15 protein-coding genes are annotated in these 16194 nt (G+C 63.3%); 3 read left to right on the forward strand and 12 right to left on the reverse strand.

What is annotated here, in order from left to right; translation table 11 throughout:
• The first annotated feature begins 115 nt into the window (after nucleotides 1-115).
• Nucleotides 116-1168 carry a TadG family pilus assembly protein gene (locus LPA45_RS03440; protein WP_367394890.1) on the forward strand — a complete coding sequence of 351 codons (1053 nt, stop codon included), beginning with the start codon at nucleotides 116-118 and terminating at the stop codon, nucleotides 1166-1168.
• 69 nt (nucleotides 1169-1237) lie between these two features.
• On the opposite strand, the gene LPA45_RS03445 is transcribed toward LPA45_RS03440, so the two are convergent.
• The 12 genes from LPA45_RS03445 to LPA45_RS03500 form a co-directional block, all read right to left on the reverse strand.
• Entirely contained in the window at nucleotides 1238-2023 is a 786-nt protein-coding gene (locus LPA45_RS03445; protein ID WP_367394891.1) for a metallophosphoesterase, read from the reverse strand.
• A gap of 217 nt (nucleotides 2024-2240) precedes the next feature.
• Nucleotides 2241-3215, reverse strand: coding sequence for a type II secretion system F family protein (locus tag LPA45_RS03450; RefSeq protein ID WP_367394892.1), 975 nt, complete (start codon nucleotides 3213-3215; stop codon nucleotides 2241-2243).
• Between the two features lie 82 nt (nucleotides 3216-3297).
• Complete coding sequence (locus tag LPA45_RS03455) at nucleotides 3298-4275, reverse strand: type II secretion system F family protein (RefSeq protein WP_367394893.1); 978 nt, start codon at nucleotides 4273-4275, stop codon at nucleotides 3298-3300.
• Nucleotides 4276-4314: 39 nt separating this feature from the next.
• The gene (locus tag LPA45_RS03460; protein WP_367394894.1) at nucleotides 4315-5688 is read right to left on the reverse strand and encodes a CpaF family protein; all 1374 of its coding nucleotides are present in this window, start codon (nucleotides 5686-5688) and stop codon (nucleotides 4315-4317) included.
• A gap of 45 nt (nucleotides 5689-5733) precedes the next feature.
• A complete protein-coding gene (locus LPA45_RS03465; protein WP_367394895.1) occupies nucleotides 5734-6924 on the reverse strand; it encodes a CpaE family protein in 1191 nt (396 codons plus the stop codon).
• Nucleotides 6925-6976: 52 nt separating this feature from the next.
• Entirely contained in the window at nucleotides 6977-7312 is a 336-nt protein-coding gene (locus LPA45_RS03470; protein WP_367394896.1) for a hypothetical protein, read from the reverse strand.
• Between the two features lie 33 nt (nucleotides 7313-7345).
• Complete coding sequence (locus LPA45_RS03475; protein WP_367394897.1) at nucleotides 7346-9184, reverse strand: type II and III secretion system protein family protein; 1839 nt, start codon at nucleotides 9182-9184, stop codon at nucleotides 7346-7348.
• A 65-nt stretch (nucleotides 9185-9249) separates the two neighbouring features.
• Entirely contained in the window at nucleotides 9250-10095 is an 846-nt protein-coding gene (gene cpaB, locus LPA45_RS03480; protein ID WP_367394898.1) for a Flp pilus assembly protein CpaB, read from the reverse strand.
• Between the two features lie 41 nt (nucleotides 10096-10136).
• Complete coding sequence (locus LPA45_RS03485; protein ID WP_367394899.1) at nucleotides 10137-11555, reverse strand: ATP-binding protein; 1419 nt, start codon at nucleotides 11553-11555, stop codon at nucleotides 10137-10139.
• A gap of 85 nt (nucleotides 11556-11640) precedes the next feature.
• On the reverse strand, nucleotides 11641-12144 hold the full coding sequence (locus LPA45_RS03490; protein WP_367394900.1) for a prepilin peptidase: 504 nt from the start codon (nucleotides 12142-12144) through the stop codon (nucleotides 11641-11643).
• Nucleotides 12145-12180: 36 nt separating this feature from the next.
• Nucleotides 12181-12339, reverse strand: coding sequence for a Flp family type IVb pilin (locus LPA45_RS03495; RefSeq protein WP_367394901.1), 159 nt, complete (start codon nucleotides 12337-12339; stop codon nucleotides 12181-12183).
• Nucleotides 12340-12452: 113 nt separating this feature from the next.
• Nucleotides 12453-12632, reverse strand: a complete 180-nt coding sequence (locus tag LPA45_RS03500; protein WP_367394902.1) for a Flp family type IVb pilin — start codon at nucleotides 12630-12632, stop codon at nucleotides 12453-12455.
• 1047 nt (nucleotides 12633-13679) lie between these two features.
• Here LPA45_RS03500 and LPA45_RS03505 point away from each other — a divergent pair.
• Together LPA45_RS03505 and LPA45_RS03510 are read left to right on the forward strand one after the other, a co-directional pair.
• Complete coding sequence (locus tag LPA45_RS03505) at nucleotides 13680-14942, forward strand: glycosyltransferase family 87 protein (RefSeq protein ID WP_367394903.1); 1263 nt, start codon at nucleotides 13680-13682, stop codon at nucleotides 14940-14942.
• A gap of 1 nt (nucleotide 14943) precedes the next feature.
• The gene (locus tag LPA45_RS03510) at nucleotides 14944-16179 is read left to right on the forward strand and encodes a glycosyltransferase family 87 protein (protein WP_367394904.1); all 1236 of its coding nucleotides are present in this window, start codon (nucleotides 14944-14946) and stop codon (nucleotides 16177-16179) included.
• The last annotated feature ends 15 nt before the right edge of the window (nucleotides 16180-16194 follow it).

The raw sequence follows: 16194 nt of genomic DNA on the forward strand, positions 1-16194 counted from the left end.
TCTTCATCAGAGTCGGAACTTATTGGCGTCGCAGAAAAAATCCGCCAGAAATTTGTACGGTAAGCGGTGCGGTACTACTCGGCACCGTGGTGGCATCGCCGTGTCGGCTGCCCTCATGATGGTGATGTTGATCGGTTTTGGGGCACTGGCGATAGACATCGGATACTTGCTCGTGGTCCGTAACGAGCTCCAGAACGCTTCAGATGCTGCGGCCCTGACCGGCGCCCAATGCCTGTATCCGCGTAGCGAGTGTTTGAACCAGACCAGCCCCAGCCCCGATTGGTCTACTGCGGAGCAGAGGGCAACAGCAGCAGTTTCCCTCAATAAATCGTCAGGTGTTGTACTGACTGATGGTCAGATAAATACCGGTTATTGGAACGTCAAGCGCACCCCGTACGGCATGCAAGCTCTTCCGATGACGCCGGTTGCAAACGATGCGGCAGCGATACAGGTCACCATAACCAGGCAAAGTGGGATGAACGGAGGGCCGGTTAGTACCTTTCTTGCCACTGTTCTGGGGGTCCCTTCCGTTCCGGTGTCTGCGACCTCCGTGGCTGTCATTACATATCCTGGTTCCGTGGGGCCGGGAGGTCTTTTCCCGGTTGCGATGACGAAATGCCTGTTTGACAATTATTGGGACTCGGCTAACAACAGGCCAAAAACTGCCACCAGCACCGACCCCCTTCCCGGGCAAACAGTTGGGCAAACCGTTGGACAGCCGTATGTGTTCCGGATCGGATCATCCTACCACGTGGGTCCTTGTGAGTCGGGGCAATGGACAACGTTTCAAGATGTGATAAACAGTGTGCAGGGTTTGCGTGACCTGATCTCCGATGGTAATGCAAAGGGAATAAGCATTGGGGATACTCCGGGTACCTATATACAGCCTGGCACGGAAAATGCGCTTTTCAATGACGTTGATGCCTGTAGCGCAGCTGGGGATAAATCGTGCGAGTATGTTACCATTCCCGTCGTGTCGACCCTTGATCCGAAGACATATCAGGTGATTTCAGCTTTTGCCTGTCTCCATATTCTGTCGGCGAAAAATGGGAGTGATCCGTATCTTCAGGTGCAAATGAGCGCAGATACTACCCATTGCGAAACGGAGAACGCGGGGGGTAGTGGGCCGGCTTATGGTGCGCTAACTCCACCGAGGTTAGCCTTATAGCGATTGCCTGCGAATTACCGCCGTTGGCTCTGAAAACGGCGGCAATCTCAACCTTGGTGTGCGTCATCGTCAGATATCAACTACGCAGCACCAGTCAAACCGTGGATTTTCCGGCTCGCCGGTCCGCCGGCTGACATAGCCTCGGGGATTGCACACCACGCGCGAATCGTCGATGCAATAGTCGAAACTGGTATGGGTATGCCCATGGATCCACAGGTCCGCCTGCGCCACCAGGTCTGGTCGGCGCGACAGGAACCCGCCTGACACCAGGTCATGTGAATAGCGCGGGTCGAGACTGCCCAGGTCCGGCCCATGATGGGTGACCACCACGGTTTTTCCCTCAAATGGCTGCGCCAGCTGCGCAGCTAGCCAGGCCGAAGCAGCCTTGTGGCGCGCCAGCGCGTCCTCCGGGGTGAAATGGCGGGCTTTGCCGTCGCTGCCATCAAGCTCGATGAGACGGTGATCGAGCATCACACCCGCGCAAGCCTCCATCGATGCCTCGCGCCGGTCAGCGCCGAACAGCGTGTAGTCTGTCCACCACGTTGTGCCCAAAATACGCACGCGGCCATTGGCGCTGTGGAACTCGGCAACGGCGCCGTTTAGCACCTGTATGCCAGGGTGCTCCGCCGCAGCTTCGGCCATCAGCCGCTCGACGGCGTCGAAACGGCCCTCGTAGTACTCATGGTTGCCGGGCACATAAACCACGGGCTGCGCAAACGTGTGCGCGGACCAGTCGATGCCGTCGCGGCCGTTGGCGATGTCGCCGGCCAGCACCACGACGTCGGCCTCGCAGCCAGGCACTTGCTGCGGCATGTTGTGCTCGATATGCAGGTCGCTCAGGATGCGCAGTTTCATGGGAACTCCGGGGCGATTGGGTCTGGCTGGTATGCGCCGCGCTGGCGGCGGGGGCAGTGGTGGCATTCTTAAGAAGCCTGGCGCCGCGGTCAAGTCCCCCGGCTCGTACGCGCGCCGCCAAAGCAAAAAAGCCCGGAACCAGGTCCGGGCAAGGGACTGTCTGGCCGGCGTTGCACCGGGAGACAGCCGGGGGAACCGTACGGGTTACCCGTGAGTCCTATCCTCCCTGTCCTGCCATGGACGGCAACAGGACGCGATAGATCTGGATAAACGCCGGCCCCAGCAGCACCAGCAGCAGCGAGGGGAAGATGGTGAAGATCAACGGGAACAGCAGCTTGAGCGCGATTTTGGCGGCCTGTTCCTCGGCGCGCATGCGGCGCTTGGTACGCAGCATGTCGGACAGAACGCGCAGCGATTCGCCCAGGCTGGTGCCGAAGCGGTCGGCCTGGATCAGCATCGAGGCAAACTTGTCCACATCCTCCACGCCGGTGCGCAACGACAGGTTGGACAGTGCCTTTTCTTTGGAGAAGCCTGAGCGCAGTTCCAGCAGCATCAGCTGCAGCTCGTCGGCCAGCACCGGACAGCGCAGCGACAGTTCATCCGCCACGCGCATCAGCGCCGCGTCGAGCCCGAGACCGGCTTCCACGCAGACGGTGAGCAGGTCGATGACGTCGGGGAATTCCTCGAAGACCGTGCGCTGGCGTTGGGCTACCTTGCGCGACAGCACGATATTTGGCACGTAGTATCCGATCGCCCCCAGCACCGCGAGCAGCGCGAACATCATAAAATGATCTTCGGAGCCGGGCTGGGCGCTGGCCACTGCTAACCCGATCATTGGCAGTGTGATCGCCAGCAAGGTCTTGGCGCCGAAGTACAGCGGCGCGGCGTTGGCGTGGCGCCAGCCTGCGTTCATGAAGCGCACGCGCAGCGGGGAGCTTTCCCAGCCCTCCTTGGGCAGTGACAGCCGCGAGACCGGCTGCGCCCACCGCACCAGCTTCTCGATCAGCGCATTGTGTCCGCCGGGCGCAGGCCCGAACTGGCCTGCCTGCCCGGACAGTTGCTCGACCCGGCCGCGCATGCGGTTGGGCGAGAACACATAGAGCACGCCGAAAACCGTTCCGAACGCCGCCACGAAGACCAGCGCAAGCACGATGAACTGGTCGGCCTGGAACCCCTGGATGATGCCTTGCATGATGGACTCCCGTCAGGATGGCTGTCCAAAGCCTGCTTGTCGAGACACTGCACTCTGCTTCCGCTCTCGCTGCCCACCCGCGTCAGACTCGGATGCGGATGATCTTGCGCATCCACAGCACGCCGAAGATCATCGACACCACCGCCACGCCGATCATCCGCAGCCCGAGCGGGTCCTGCCACAGCACCTTCATGAACTCCGGGTTCACCACCAGGATCATTCCCGCAGTGCCAAAGGGCAGCAGTCCAAGCACCCACGCCGACAGGCGGCCTTCCGCCGACAGCACACGGATCTTGTCGAACAGCTTCAGGCGCTCGCGCACCAGCGTGCCGATGGTGTCCAGGATCTCTGCCAGGTTTCCGCCGCTTTCGCGCTGAATCAGCACTGCGATGACGAAGTAGCGCAGGTCCGGCACCGGCACACGGATAGCGAGGTTGGTCATGGCCTCGTCCAGCGCCACGCCGTAGTTGATCTCTTCGAAGGTGGTGCGGAACTCGGGGCCGATCGGCGCCTTCATTTCCTGGCCAACCATTCCCAACGCGCCGCTGAACGCGTGGCCGGCACGTAGTGCGCGGCTGATCATGTCGACCGCATCAGGCAACTGCGCTTCCAACTGCTTGAGCCGCTTGGCGCGCAGCCGTATGACGTGGAGAATCGGCAGGGCGCCGGCGCATACGGCAAACGTGAACGTCACCGGGATCGGCAGTGGCAGCAGCGGGGTCAGCGCCACAGTGCACAGCACCACCGTCGCGCAGTAGCCTAGTAGCTGCGCCACCGACCAAGTGCTGCCGGACTGCTCTAGCCAGCGGTCGAGCCCGCCGATGCGCGGCATGCTCATCAGCCAGCGCTGCATGCGTGGCGAGTCGCTGAGAAGGCGCTTCTTCAGGATCGACAGATGCTCGGCGCCGACCTGTCCGCCTGCGGACAGGGCGCGCAGCCGGGCCTCGATGCGGCGGGCGGCAGGGCCGTGGTAGCTGTTCCACCACAGGTAGATGCCTTCGACGCACAGCACCACCGCCACGAACAGCAGGATGCCGAAAGCATAGAAGATGGTGCTCATTTGCGTCTCCCCGTTTGGCGTCGGTCCGTCGTGCCGCGCTCAGACTTCATAGCGCTGCGACGGGTCGTATGTCTCGTCGGGCAGACCCACGCCGAATACGCGCAAGCGCTCTGCGAACTTGGGATAGACCCCGGTGGCGCGGAAGTGTCCGCGCACCGTTCCGTCCTTGTCCACGCCGGTGCGCTGGAACGTGAAGATCTCTTGCATGTTGATGATGTCGCCTTCCATGCCGGTGATCTCCTGGATGCTGACGATCTTGCGGCGGCCATCGGTCATGCGTGCCGCTTGTACGATCACCGTGATGGCAGAGGCGATCTGCTGGCGCATCGCCTTGGCGGGCATGGTCAGGCCGGCCATGCTGATCATGTTCTCCAGCCGCGTCAGCGCGTCGCGTGGCGTATTCGCGTGGATGGTCGTCAGCGAGCCTTCGTGCCCGGTGTTCATCGCGTTGAGCATGTCGAGCGCTTCGCCGCCGCGCACTTCGCCCAGGATGATCCGGTCCGGTCGCATGCGCAGCGCATTGCGGACCAGCGAGCGCTGTGTGATTTCGCCCTTGCCCTCGATATTGGGCGGGCGCGTTTCCAGCCGCAGCACATGCGGCTGGCGCAGCTGCAGCTCGGCCGCATCTTCGATCGTGACTACGCGCTCGTCTTCCGGGATGAAGCCCGACAGGATGTTCAGCAGCGTGGTCTTGCCGCTGCCGGTCCCGCCCGACACCAGCACGTTGACCTTGGCCTGCGACAGCGCCTGCAGCATCTGCGCCATCGGCGGCGTCAGGCTGCGCAGGTCGACTAGGTCCTTGACCTGCAGCGGATTGACCGAGAAGCGCCGGATCGACAACAGCGGCCCGTCGATGGCCGAGGGCGGGATGATCGCATTCACGCGCGAGCCGTCCGGCAGGCGCGCGTCGACCATGGGGTTGGTCTCGTCGATGCGCCGGCCCACGCGCGACACAATCTTCTCGATCACCTTCATCAGGTGCGCATCATCGTAGAACACCACGCTGGTCAGTTCCAGCTTGCCGCGCCGCTCGACATAGGTCTGGCGCGCAGTATTCACCAGGATGTCTGACACCGTGGGATCCGTCAACAGAGGCTCCAGCGGGCCGAAGCCGAACATCTCGTCATAGATTTCCACCGTCAGCTGGCGCCGTTCGTTGTCATTGAGCAGTACCTTCTGCTCGTCGACGATCAGGTTCACCAGCGCGGCGATCTCCAGGCGCACCTGTTCCTGCGGGTAGCGCGCCAGACGTTCCAGCTCGACGCGGTCCAGCACGGTCTCGTGTACGTCGCGCTTGAGTGCGTGGTATTCCGCCGAGGTAGAGCCGCCGGCTGACGTCGCAAAGTGGATGGCCGCCTGGCCATTGGCGGCTAAGGCGGGAATGGACTGTGCCAGCAGTTCGCGGATCGACATGAGTGGCTCCTTGCGTGCGGATTCGTGTTTGTGGGGCGGGGTTTGTCAGGCACTCTTGGCGAGCAGCATCAGGCGGCGCAGCGGTGATACCGATTCGGGAACGCTACGGCGCGCGGTCTCTGGCGCGCTGGACAATTGCGCGGCCATTGCCTGAAGCGCGCGTGCGATGGCGCTGCGCCGTTTCAGCTTGGCGACGGGCTCGCCATGGTTGACGGCTTCGTCCACGGCCGGGTCTTCAGGTAAGACGTAGGCGGCTTCGGCGCCGAAGATTTCCTCCATCTTCGAGCGCGAGACGTCGTTCCTGCGTCCGGTCCGGTTCAGCACCAGGCGGACCTTGTCGCCGGGATAGTGAAGGGCGCGCAGGATATCGAGCAGCCGGCGGCCAGGGCGCCCACACGCAATGGTGGGTTCGGCTACCATGCAGATGCGGTCACTGTGGTCGAGTACGCTGATGGACACCGGATCGATGCTCTGGCCAAGGTCGAAGATCACGAAGTCATAGCCCGATCGCACCACGGAGAGAATCCATTCCAGCTTTTCCTTCTGAATCTGGCCAGCCTTGATGGGGTCGGGGGTTCCAGCGAGCACGTCAAAGCCATTGTCGACGCGTACCAGGCAAGCTTCGAGAAAGGCCGCATCAATGCGGTCAATCTGGCCGCAGATTTCGGGCAGTGTGGACGGCGGCGACTTGTCGCTGACGATGTATGACAGGTCGCCAAAATGGCGATTCACGTCCACGACCAGCACCCGCTTGCCGAAATGCCGGGCTAACGCGTCGCCAAGGTTGGCAGCGACGAAACTGGTGCCGGTGCCGCCTTTGCACGATATTACTGAGAGCACCTGTACGGACTCCTGCGCGCGCGGAACATGGGTAGCTTCCACTCGCTTCAGCGCATCGGCAAGCTGTCCCTTTTCCAGCGGCCAGGACAAGACGTCGCGGACACCGGCGCGCATTGCCTTGATCAGCACCTCGGAGCTGGGTGCTTGCGTGAGCAGGATGCACGGAAGGTCCTGATACTGCTGGCGCAGTGCTTCAATGGACTGGATCTGCGCCAGAGTGATGGCTGGCAGTTCTAGGATAAGGAGGTCGGCCATGCGAAGCCGGCTGGCATGGAAGGGGAGCCGCGCTAGGCCGTCCTGCAGAGAACTGACGTGAAAGTTCCCGACCGAGGCACAAAGCCGGTTGAGCTCCGTCAGTCGGTCGGTTTCTTCTGATGCGATCAGGATCTTCAACATGATGTGCTCTGGCTTCGATCGTTCATTGGCGTCGGTTGGATTCTTGATCGTCCTAGCGCGCGCCTCCCCCCATGCCGACGCCACCGTAGCCTCCGGCGCCGAAATCAATGGTGAGGCCGGGTGAGCCGCCTTGCTGACCGTTCACCAGCGAACGATCAAGGTTCTTCATGGCTGCCACCGCGGTCTTGCCATCGGTGCCAGTCACGGCAGGCAGTCCGGCAGGGGCATCGGGATTGATGATCTGCATTTGCGTGACCGTAGCCAGCGCCACACCTCGCTGGCCGTCCCACACTGGCGTGGAAGTCATGCAGCCCGCCAGCCCCAGGCAGCACACGCTGCTCAGTACCAGCGCGGCGGTGCCGCGCGTCAGCTTCAGTGTCTTGTTCATGGTCGTTCTCCCGGTTCTGCTGGTGCCGGCGGATCAGTTGCCGCCGGACGTGGTGCGGGCCGTCGTGCCGGTCTCCCTGGCCAGTGCCAGGCGTGCGGCGGTGGCTTCGATGCGGGCGATGCGCGTGGCTGTGTCTTCCGGCGGCGGAAGTGCCGCGGGATTGCGAGCGGGTGCCCGAGCCCCCTGCGGCGCCGCGGCCGGGGGCGGGGTTACGTCATCCAGCGGCTTGCCTGTGGGCACAGCTGAGATCGACGTAGACGGCGCGCCGTCCGCGCGGGGTGCCGTTGGCGCGGTGGCGGGTGCCGCTGCCGGCGCCGTCGGCTGCGATGGCGCCGGCGCCGGTTGAGGCGCGGGCTTGCCGCTGCCCTCCATATTGCCCATGAAGTACAGCGACAACGGGTTCGGAGTGGAGAAGCTGTCGGTTGGCAGCGGGTAATTGTTGGTCGCCATCGGCTTGACCAGGCGCGGCGTGATAACGAACACCAACTCGGTCAGGTCCTGCTGGTACTGGGTGCTGCGGAACAGCGTCCCCAGCACCGGCACTTCGCCAGCGCCCGGCAGCGCCTTGAGGGAGCCGCGCGCGCTATCCGTCAGCAGGCCGCCGATGGCAAAGCTCTCTCCATCGCGCATTTGCACCGTAGTAGAGGCGCGGCGGGTGGTGATTACAGGGAGGATGGTCTGGCCTGCCAGGGTGCCGCCGCTTACGGTGGCGCCGGTGGGCGACAGCTCAGACACTTCCGGCGACACCTTCAGGTGGATGCGGCCGTTGGCGAGGACCGTGGGCGTGAACTTCAGCCCCACGCCGAATTCTTCTTCCTGCAGCGTGACGGTGCCGGCGCCATTCAGCACATTGGCCTGCGCCACCGGGATATAGATCTTGCCGCCGGCGAGGAAGCTGGCTTCCTGGCCGCTGATGGTGACCAGGTTCGGTTCAGCCAGGATCTTCACGAGGCTGTCGTTTTTCTGCGCATCGATGGCGAACTCGAACGGCTTGTTGTTGGCCTTGCTGCCAAAGAACGCAGCCGATGCGCCGGTCAGCAGCGAGGTCACCAGGCCGCCGCTCCACGAGCCGAACCCGCCCTGCAGGTTGACCGAGGAACCGAGTTGGTTCAGCAGCGTCTTGGAGACTTCAGCCACCTTCACTTCCAGCATCACCTGCTGGGGCGTGTCGACCGACAGCATGTTCAGTACGCCGCCCTTCTTGCTGGCATCACCCTGCGCCGCATTCGCATAGGCCTGGGCAATGTCCATGGCCTGCTGCGCGGCTTGTGCGTTCGTGACGCTACCAGTCAGCACAAGGTTGTCCGCGGCGGTCATCACACGGATGCCGGGTTCGCCGGGCAACAGCTGCCCCAGCGAAGTCTGCAGGCCGCCTGCGTCCGCGTTGACCACCACATTGATAACGCTGCAACTACCGCTGCGACCTTGAACGATCATGTTGGTCGTGCCCACTGCACGGCCCACCACATAGAGCGTCTGTGGCGATACCATCGTCGCTTGCACCACGTTGGGATTTCCCAGCGTGCGGTTGCGGACCGGCTCCTGCAGCGAGATGAGCTGCGACTTGCCGACCGGCACCATCACGCTGGATTCATTGCGGATCGCACCGGTGCAGTTGGGCCCGCGCACATCGGCGGTTGGCACGGCTGCGGGTGCGGGGCCTTGTGCCAGCGTGGCAGGTGCGCCGGGCGTCATGCTGATGGTCAGCTGCATTGGGCCTTGCGTAGCCTTCGTCCCAGCGGGTGCGGTCGCTTTAGTCAGGTTCCCGGCTTCGATTGCCGCCTGCGCGGCGGCAGCCAGCGGCGTAGAGAGGATGGCGGCGAGCACCAGAATGCGGGTGGCGCCTGCGGCTTCGGAACGCTTATGGTTCATTTTGAATCTCCCCCCGGAGAGGCTGTGATGCATCACGATTCGTTGAATGCTGTGCGAGATGCTGTTCAGAAGCACTCGATTCCACCCTGAATGCCAGCCAGGACGCCGATACAGTTGCCGGAACGTGCCGGTTGTGCTGCCACCGTGCGCGTCTTGACCACCGTACGGGTTGCCGTCTGCGTGATCACCTTGGCTGCGGGTGCTTCCGGAGCCCGACCCAGGAGAGTGCCTTTGGTGGCACCGCCCGTCTTGGTGTCGGCAATGTCCAGCTGATTGCGCAGGACCAGGGACAGCGTTCCCACGCTACGTGCCACGTCCAGCTTCTCGGCCTGATCGGGCGTGACCTCCAGCGTTACCGCGTTGACGACCTTTGGCTGCGTGTCGTCGCGGCTGACCTGCTGGGCCACGGCCAGTACCAGAATCTTCTCCAGCACGATCTTGGAGATGCTGCCGTTCTGCGCCGTCCTGGCTTCCTCGTTGGTGTTGACGATCACGTCGACATAGTTGCCCGGCAGCGCGAAGCCCGCCACGCCCACCACATCGTTGACGCGGACCGTGATGGCACGCTTGCCGTCGTTGATCACCGCGGACAATCCACCCTTGGTACCGATGGGTGCTAGCTTGGCGTCCAGAATGGGCTCGCCACGCTGCAGGCTGGTGCGGACCACCCGGCCTTCCAGCAACTTCAGATCTTCGAACGCACCCGGGGGGACGCTGCCAGCGGGCCAGCTGACCAGCCGCAGTTGGCCGCCATTGAGCGGCTGACCCAAGTTGAGGTCGTTTGCGGCCACGACCACCTGCTTGACGGAGCTTGACGATTGCTGGACCAACCAGCGAGAAGCCGATACCACGGCTGCCAGGCCGGCGGCCAGGGCAATCAGTAGCATCAGGATTGCGCGTGTGTTCTTCATGATGACTCTCCCCCTAGTGTTTCTGAATTGACCGGTATCGCTCAGTTCGCGGCGCGGTGGTCGTCGGCCCCGCGGCGGGCGGCAACAGCCTTTGACATGCCGTCGCCCGACGCCCGTAGGCCGTAGTAGGCTTGCCAGGCAGCCAGCAGGCCTTCCTGTGTGACGTGAGGTGCGTGGCCGTGATAGCGCACGCCCGATGCCACCAGCCGGAGCAGGTCGCGCGGAATGCAGGCAAGTAGTGGCATGTCGCTGGCGAAGTGCAGGCTGTCGACCAGGAACTCGAAAGCAGCCTCGGTGCTGGCAAGCCCGAATTCGCTGGCGGTGCGCTGGTACACCTCGCGGTAGTCGTCCACGGAGAGCGGGCCCACGAAAAGCTTGCTGCCGAGTCGGCGCAAGAATGCGTCGTCGCCAAGCTCCGCCGGCTCCAGGTTGGTCGAGAACACCGGCCAGACGTCGAAGGGCACCGAGAAGCGCACGCCGGTCTGCAGTGTGAACATGTCGATGCTGCGGTCCAGCGGCACGATCCAGCGGTTCAGCAGATCGCTGACGCCAACGAGCTGGCGGCCCAGGTCGTCGACGATGTAGATGCCGTTGTTGGCTTTCATGTGCGGCGGTGCCTGGTAGAAGCCGGCGGTGCGATCGTAGCGCAGGTCCAGCATCGAAAGCGTCAGCTCCCCGCCTGACAGCACGACCGGGCGGTGACACAAGACCCAGCGCCGATCCAGCGTCCGGCGTGCCAGCGACGCTTCGCTTTCATCGAAAGGCACATGAACCAGCGGATCAAATACCTGGATGATTTCGCCAGCGACCGTGATGGCATGCGGAACCGGCACGGCGCCAGGCAAGAGCATGCCCAGGCGCTGCGCCAGATAAGTCTTGCCGCTGCCTGCCGGTCCGTAGATCATCAGGGCCCTGCAGGTATTCAATGCCATGCCGATAGCGTCCAGCAGATGGACCGGGATCACGAGGTCATGGAAAGCCGCGGTGACGTCTGCTTTAGTCACTGCGGCATGGCTCACGGAGTGACGCTTTACGGCGTGGAGGTAGGCGTCCAGCGTAACCGGCGCGGCGCCGGTGTAGCTGCAGCGTGCCGACGCTTCTGCCGCACGGGCATAGCCGGCGTCGGTAAGGCGAAAGCGTACGTCCAGGTCGCTGGCGCCGCGGTGGGCAATTTCCAGCAGGCGCTCGCGTACGGCCACTGTCGCGACCTCATTCACTACGGTGGCCGGGAGCTTCAGGGTCTCGGTCAGCACCGAGAGCGTGACAGTGCGGTGCAGGTAAGCAGCCTTCATCAACAGGCTGAGCAATTGTGCGATCTCGAGGCCAGTATCGGCGATGGAGCGCGGCAGCACATGCCATGGCGGCAAAGGCAGGACGCCGTGTTCCGTGTCGGCGTTCTTCACGGTCGCGACGGGCTTCAGAAGCCGCGGTGTTTGACCTGTGTGGTGAAGCTCGTTCATTGCCGTCCCCCGTCTGCTGATCTGTGCGTGCCGGTCTTGAATGGCCTTGCCGTAAACCGGGCCTGTTGTGTCATGGTCGGCGATGTCAGGTGGCGGAGAAGAGCATCGCCAGCGTCCCCACCGCGATGGCTACGCCATAGGGCATGGACCCCACGGAAGCGCAGCTTGATCCCGTTCGGAAGATGGCGCCGAGATTTCGCACCAACAGCTTGTGTTGCCCCGACATTGCTACCTGCACGAGCGCCCATGCACCTCCCAGCACGAACGCCGCCATAGCAATCTTGAACGCCACGGTGGCACCGAGCCATGCGCCAACCGCCGCCATCAGCTTGACGTCGCCGGCAGCCATGCCTCGCAGCAGGTAGAAGGGTAGGAAGATGCCAAGACCAGTCAGCCAGCCGAGCGCCCATGCGTTTGCGCCGGCGGTCGCGCCATGAAGGGCGAACTGCGCCGGCAACGCCAGCATCCAGGCGCCAAAGGTGAGCCAGTTTGGGATGCGGCGGCGATGCAGGTCGATCGCTGCGGCAGTCAGCACGATCGCGATGGCGGTCGGGCCAATGAAAGGGGAGAGGTCGAACGTAGCAAGCATGATTGGCTCGATTGATTCTTTACTGCTATGCAGCACTCAGGGCATCGACGGCATCTTGGTGGCAACCATTTCGTAGAGGGCTTCCACCGCATCGCCCAGGATGCCTACGCCACCGAGGGCTGCCATCGCAATCAGCACGCAGATCAAGGCATACTCGATCGACGTCACGCCGCGCGCATGTCGACGAAGATGCATTCTTTGCAAAATGACGGGTGGCATATCGGGGCTCCGGCAATCTCATCGAATCACGCTTCGGAATTGCGCGAACCGGGATCCGGTCCGCGCAACCTTGCTTCTTGCCTGTCCGACTACTTCTGCGGCAGCTCGGCACCAATCCAACTGAAGACCGAGTTGAGCTTGGTGCCGATGGTTTGCACGGATACGAGGATCACGACCGCGATCAAGGCAGCGATCAGGCCGTACTCGATGGCGGTGACGCCGTCTTCGTCGCGGACGAACTGCTTCAGGGCTTGGGTCAGGGTTTGCATGACAATCTCCTTTTGTGGCAAGGTGGCCCGAAAGTGGGCTTCACGAATCAACTGCAGAATCAGCGTCGGGAAAATCGGCTACTCGGCGGCGCGCAGATGGCACAGGCATGGAACGGCCAGCAGCCGGCACCGGCACCTATTCTGCGCGGGCTGCGAGCCAGCAGACGGCGCTTGGCCGACGCGTGAGTCGAGCGCGCAGCGTGGTGGCCATGGCTGCTGGGCGCTAAGCTGCGCAGCGGCACACTGCCGCGCCGACGCGCATGGGCAGCGTAGACGGCTTTGCGGTGCGAAACGTCGGATTCGCGGTCAGCTGGCATGTGAGGCTCCCCTTGTTTGCATTCGCTGCCTGCAATCGCTGTGCGGGCAGTTACAGAGCGTGAAGCAGTGCGCTGCGTGCTTGGCATAGGCAAGGCGTGGGCCAGCTCCCCGCAGATCGTTGTGGCACAAGGGCTTGCGGACGGCGGCCAGGCATGAGGGGGCCTGGCTCGCTGGAAAATTGCGGCATTTCGGGGGGCGTAGTTGCCGCCTGGAAACGCTTTCCACGTAAATGAATATGGATGACGCGACTTTTGGATGAGGGACATTGCAGGGGAGCGCCGGGCGCGGTGGCGTGGCCTTGCTGCGCGCCTCAACCAAACGCATGAGGTTCCGTCCGGTTCCTACCGCGCTTGGGTGAGCGCCCTCCCCGCTGGCGCGAGTTGTCTTCGCTGCCGAACGACAGATGGACGAAGCGCCGGTCTTCAAGGCGAACGTTTCCGGATAGAAACGTTGGTCGCCGCGGCAAGCGCGGAAGCGACAGCATTGCGCAATGGGCTACCGCCCTGGATCCGTTTCCAGGCATAGGTTTTATCCTGTGCGTAGGCATTGATTCAAGATCGAAACGTTGGCGGCTGCGGTGCTGTTTCTCGGAGCAGAAGGCGTGCAGACGTGTCGGACCCGCCTTGCATTCGGCCTGGGGCGCTATAAAACTGAGCGAAATCCTAGCGCTTTAATTGCCAGGCCCGGGGCGGGCATTGCGCGCACAGACAAGAGAAAAGAGCGGGGGCCATGATCCAGACATCCATGCAGCCAGCCAGGCCCGAGCAGGGTGCACGCCAGGCGTGGCTTGGCCTGGAGCGCGTGCGTCTCTACAGCGCCGCCTTCCTGGTCTTGTTCGTGCTGCTGTTGGCAACCTGGGCCTGGCATAGCAAGGGCTTCACCGACAGCAACGTCACTCGTCCTGGGGTCGATTTCTCGGTGTTCTGGAGCGCGTCCTATCTGGCGTTGAGCGAAGGCCCCGTACATGCCTACGACATTGCAAAGCATCTTGAGGTAATGAGGGAATACGGTGCGCAGGGCGTTGGTAGTGAGACCGTGCTGCCGTGGCTGTATCCGCCCACTTTCCTGCTGATGGTGTTGCCGCTGGCGCTGCTGCCGCTGGCGTTCAGCTATGTGCTGTTCGTGTTCGGCAGCGGCTACGCCTACCTTTGTACTGTCAGCTGCCTGCTGAATGCGGGTGCGCCCGCCCGCAGTGGGTGGTGGGTGCCGGTCGTCAGCGCGCCAGCAGTGCTGCTAGCAGCCATCCTGGGCCAGAATTCTCTGTTGACCGCAGCACTCGCCGGCAGCGCCGTAGGGCAGCTCGGCAAGCGCCCGGTGCTTGCCGGCGTGCTGGTGGGGTTGCTGGCAATCAAGCCACAACTGGCGTTGCTGTTGCCGGTGGCGATGGCGGCTGGCAGGCACTGGCGTGCCTTGATGAGTGCCGCGGCGACGGCGGCACTCTTCTTTGCCACCAGCGTGGCGGTCTGCGGCTGGGAGACGATCCCTGCCTTTCTACAAAGCCTGGCTTGGGCTCGCGAGAACCTGATCGAGGGCACTATCCAGGGCTGGTATGGCATGCCATCGGTACTTTCGGCGGCGCAGCTTGCAGGGCTTCGGCCGACAGCCGCGTATGCAGCGCAGGCACTGTGTGGGCTTGGCGCTGTATTGGCGGTCGCGTACGTCTGGTCCCATACCATCGAGACGCCGCTGCGGGCCGCTGTGTTGGCCGCAGCAACCCTGTTGGCCGCCCCCTATGTGCGCCACTACGAGCTGACCTGGATGGGCATTGCCGTAGCCGGCCTGATTGCCGACGGCCTTCGTCATGGCCTGTCATCCAAAGAGCGGCTGCTGTTCGTGGCGGTGTGGCTGCTGCCTTTGTTCGAGCATGCCAACCCGCAGCTTCAAATGCCGCAGATTGGCCCGCTCTTGTCCGCGCTGTTGGTGATCGATGTCATGTGGCGCGTCATGTCGCGGCCGGCTGTACCGACCGCACCGGCCACCGTTAGGGACTGACATGCAAGCAGCGCGCTTCGGTCCCCGCCGGCAACTGTTTGGCACTGACGCAGGCCACTGGCTAAACATGCCGCGCGTGCGGTTATACGCGTGCGTGGCGCTGACGTCTTACGTGTTATGTCTTTCGATCTGGACGGTCCGGGCATGCGTGCTGCAAGTGCCTGGTGTGTTCCCGCCCGGCGGAGATTTTGTGGTGTTCTGGAGCGCAGCAAAGTTGGCGTTGGGCTGGGGCGGGGGCGCACCCTATGACTACGCGCTGCTTAAGCAGGTAGAGCAGGCGGCTGTACCCGCCCTAGCCGTCGGCGATGGCGTTTTGCCCTGGTTGTATCCGCCGACTTTCCTGTTGTTCGTCTTGCCGCTCGGACTGTTGCCCTATGGGCTGGCCACATTTCTCTTTATGGCGGGGGGCGCCAGCTGGTACGCCTGGGTCACTTGCCGCATGCTGCCGCGCGAAATCTGGGTGGCGGGCATTGCATTCCCGGGGATGGCGGTAGTGCTGCTTACCGGCCAGAACGCGTTGTGGCTGGCGGGCTGTGCAGGGCTTGCATTGACCAGCCTGCGTACCCGGCCGGTACTGGCGGGTGTGCTGATGGGGTTGGTCACGGTGAAGCCGCACTTGGCGCTGATGTTTCCGGTCGCGCTGATTTGTGCGCGCAACTGGCGCGCATTGGGCGCCATGGCGAGCACAGCCCTGGGCTTGTCGTTGATTTCACTGCTTGCATTCGGCACGGAGCCTTTCGTCGAATTCCTGCAAAATGCCGGGGCCGCACGCGCGGAGCTGGAGCGCGGTGCGGCGCTGTTGACACGCATGCCAACCGTGTTTGCTGCAACGACGATGCTGTCGGGCCGTCTGCCCTGGTCTTATGCGCTGCACTGCAGCGTTGCTGCGGTGGCGCTCGCGGCGGTGATTTATGCGTGGGCGCGCCCATGCAGTTTCGCGCTGCGTGCAGCGGTGCTTGTCTGCGCCGGACTGCTGGTACCACCTTACCTGTACGACTACGACCTCGCCTTTCTGGGCCTCGCCATCTGCTGGCTGGGCATGCACGGTTACCGCAACGGCTGGCTGCGAGGCGAGCGCGAATTACTGGTTGTCTTGTGGTTGTTGCCGCTGTGCGGCATGTCACTGTGCAGTTGGATCGGCTTCCAGCCGATGCCGATTGGACTACTGTCCGGGCTGGCGCTCGGCGTCTGGCGGATCTGGCAGGAGCGGGCAGGCAAGGCATCGCGCGATGCCTGATGAATAGGCGCGCTG

The organism is Cupriavidus sp. Agwp_2 (assembly GCF_040784895.1).
GTDB lineage: Bacteria > Pseudomonadota > Gammaproteobacteria > Burkholderiales > Burkholderiaceae > Cupriavidus.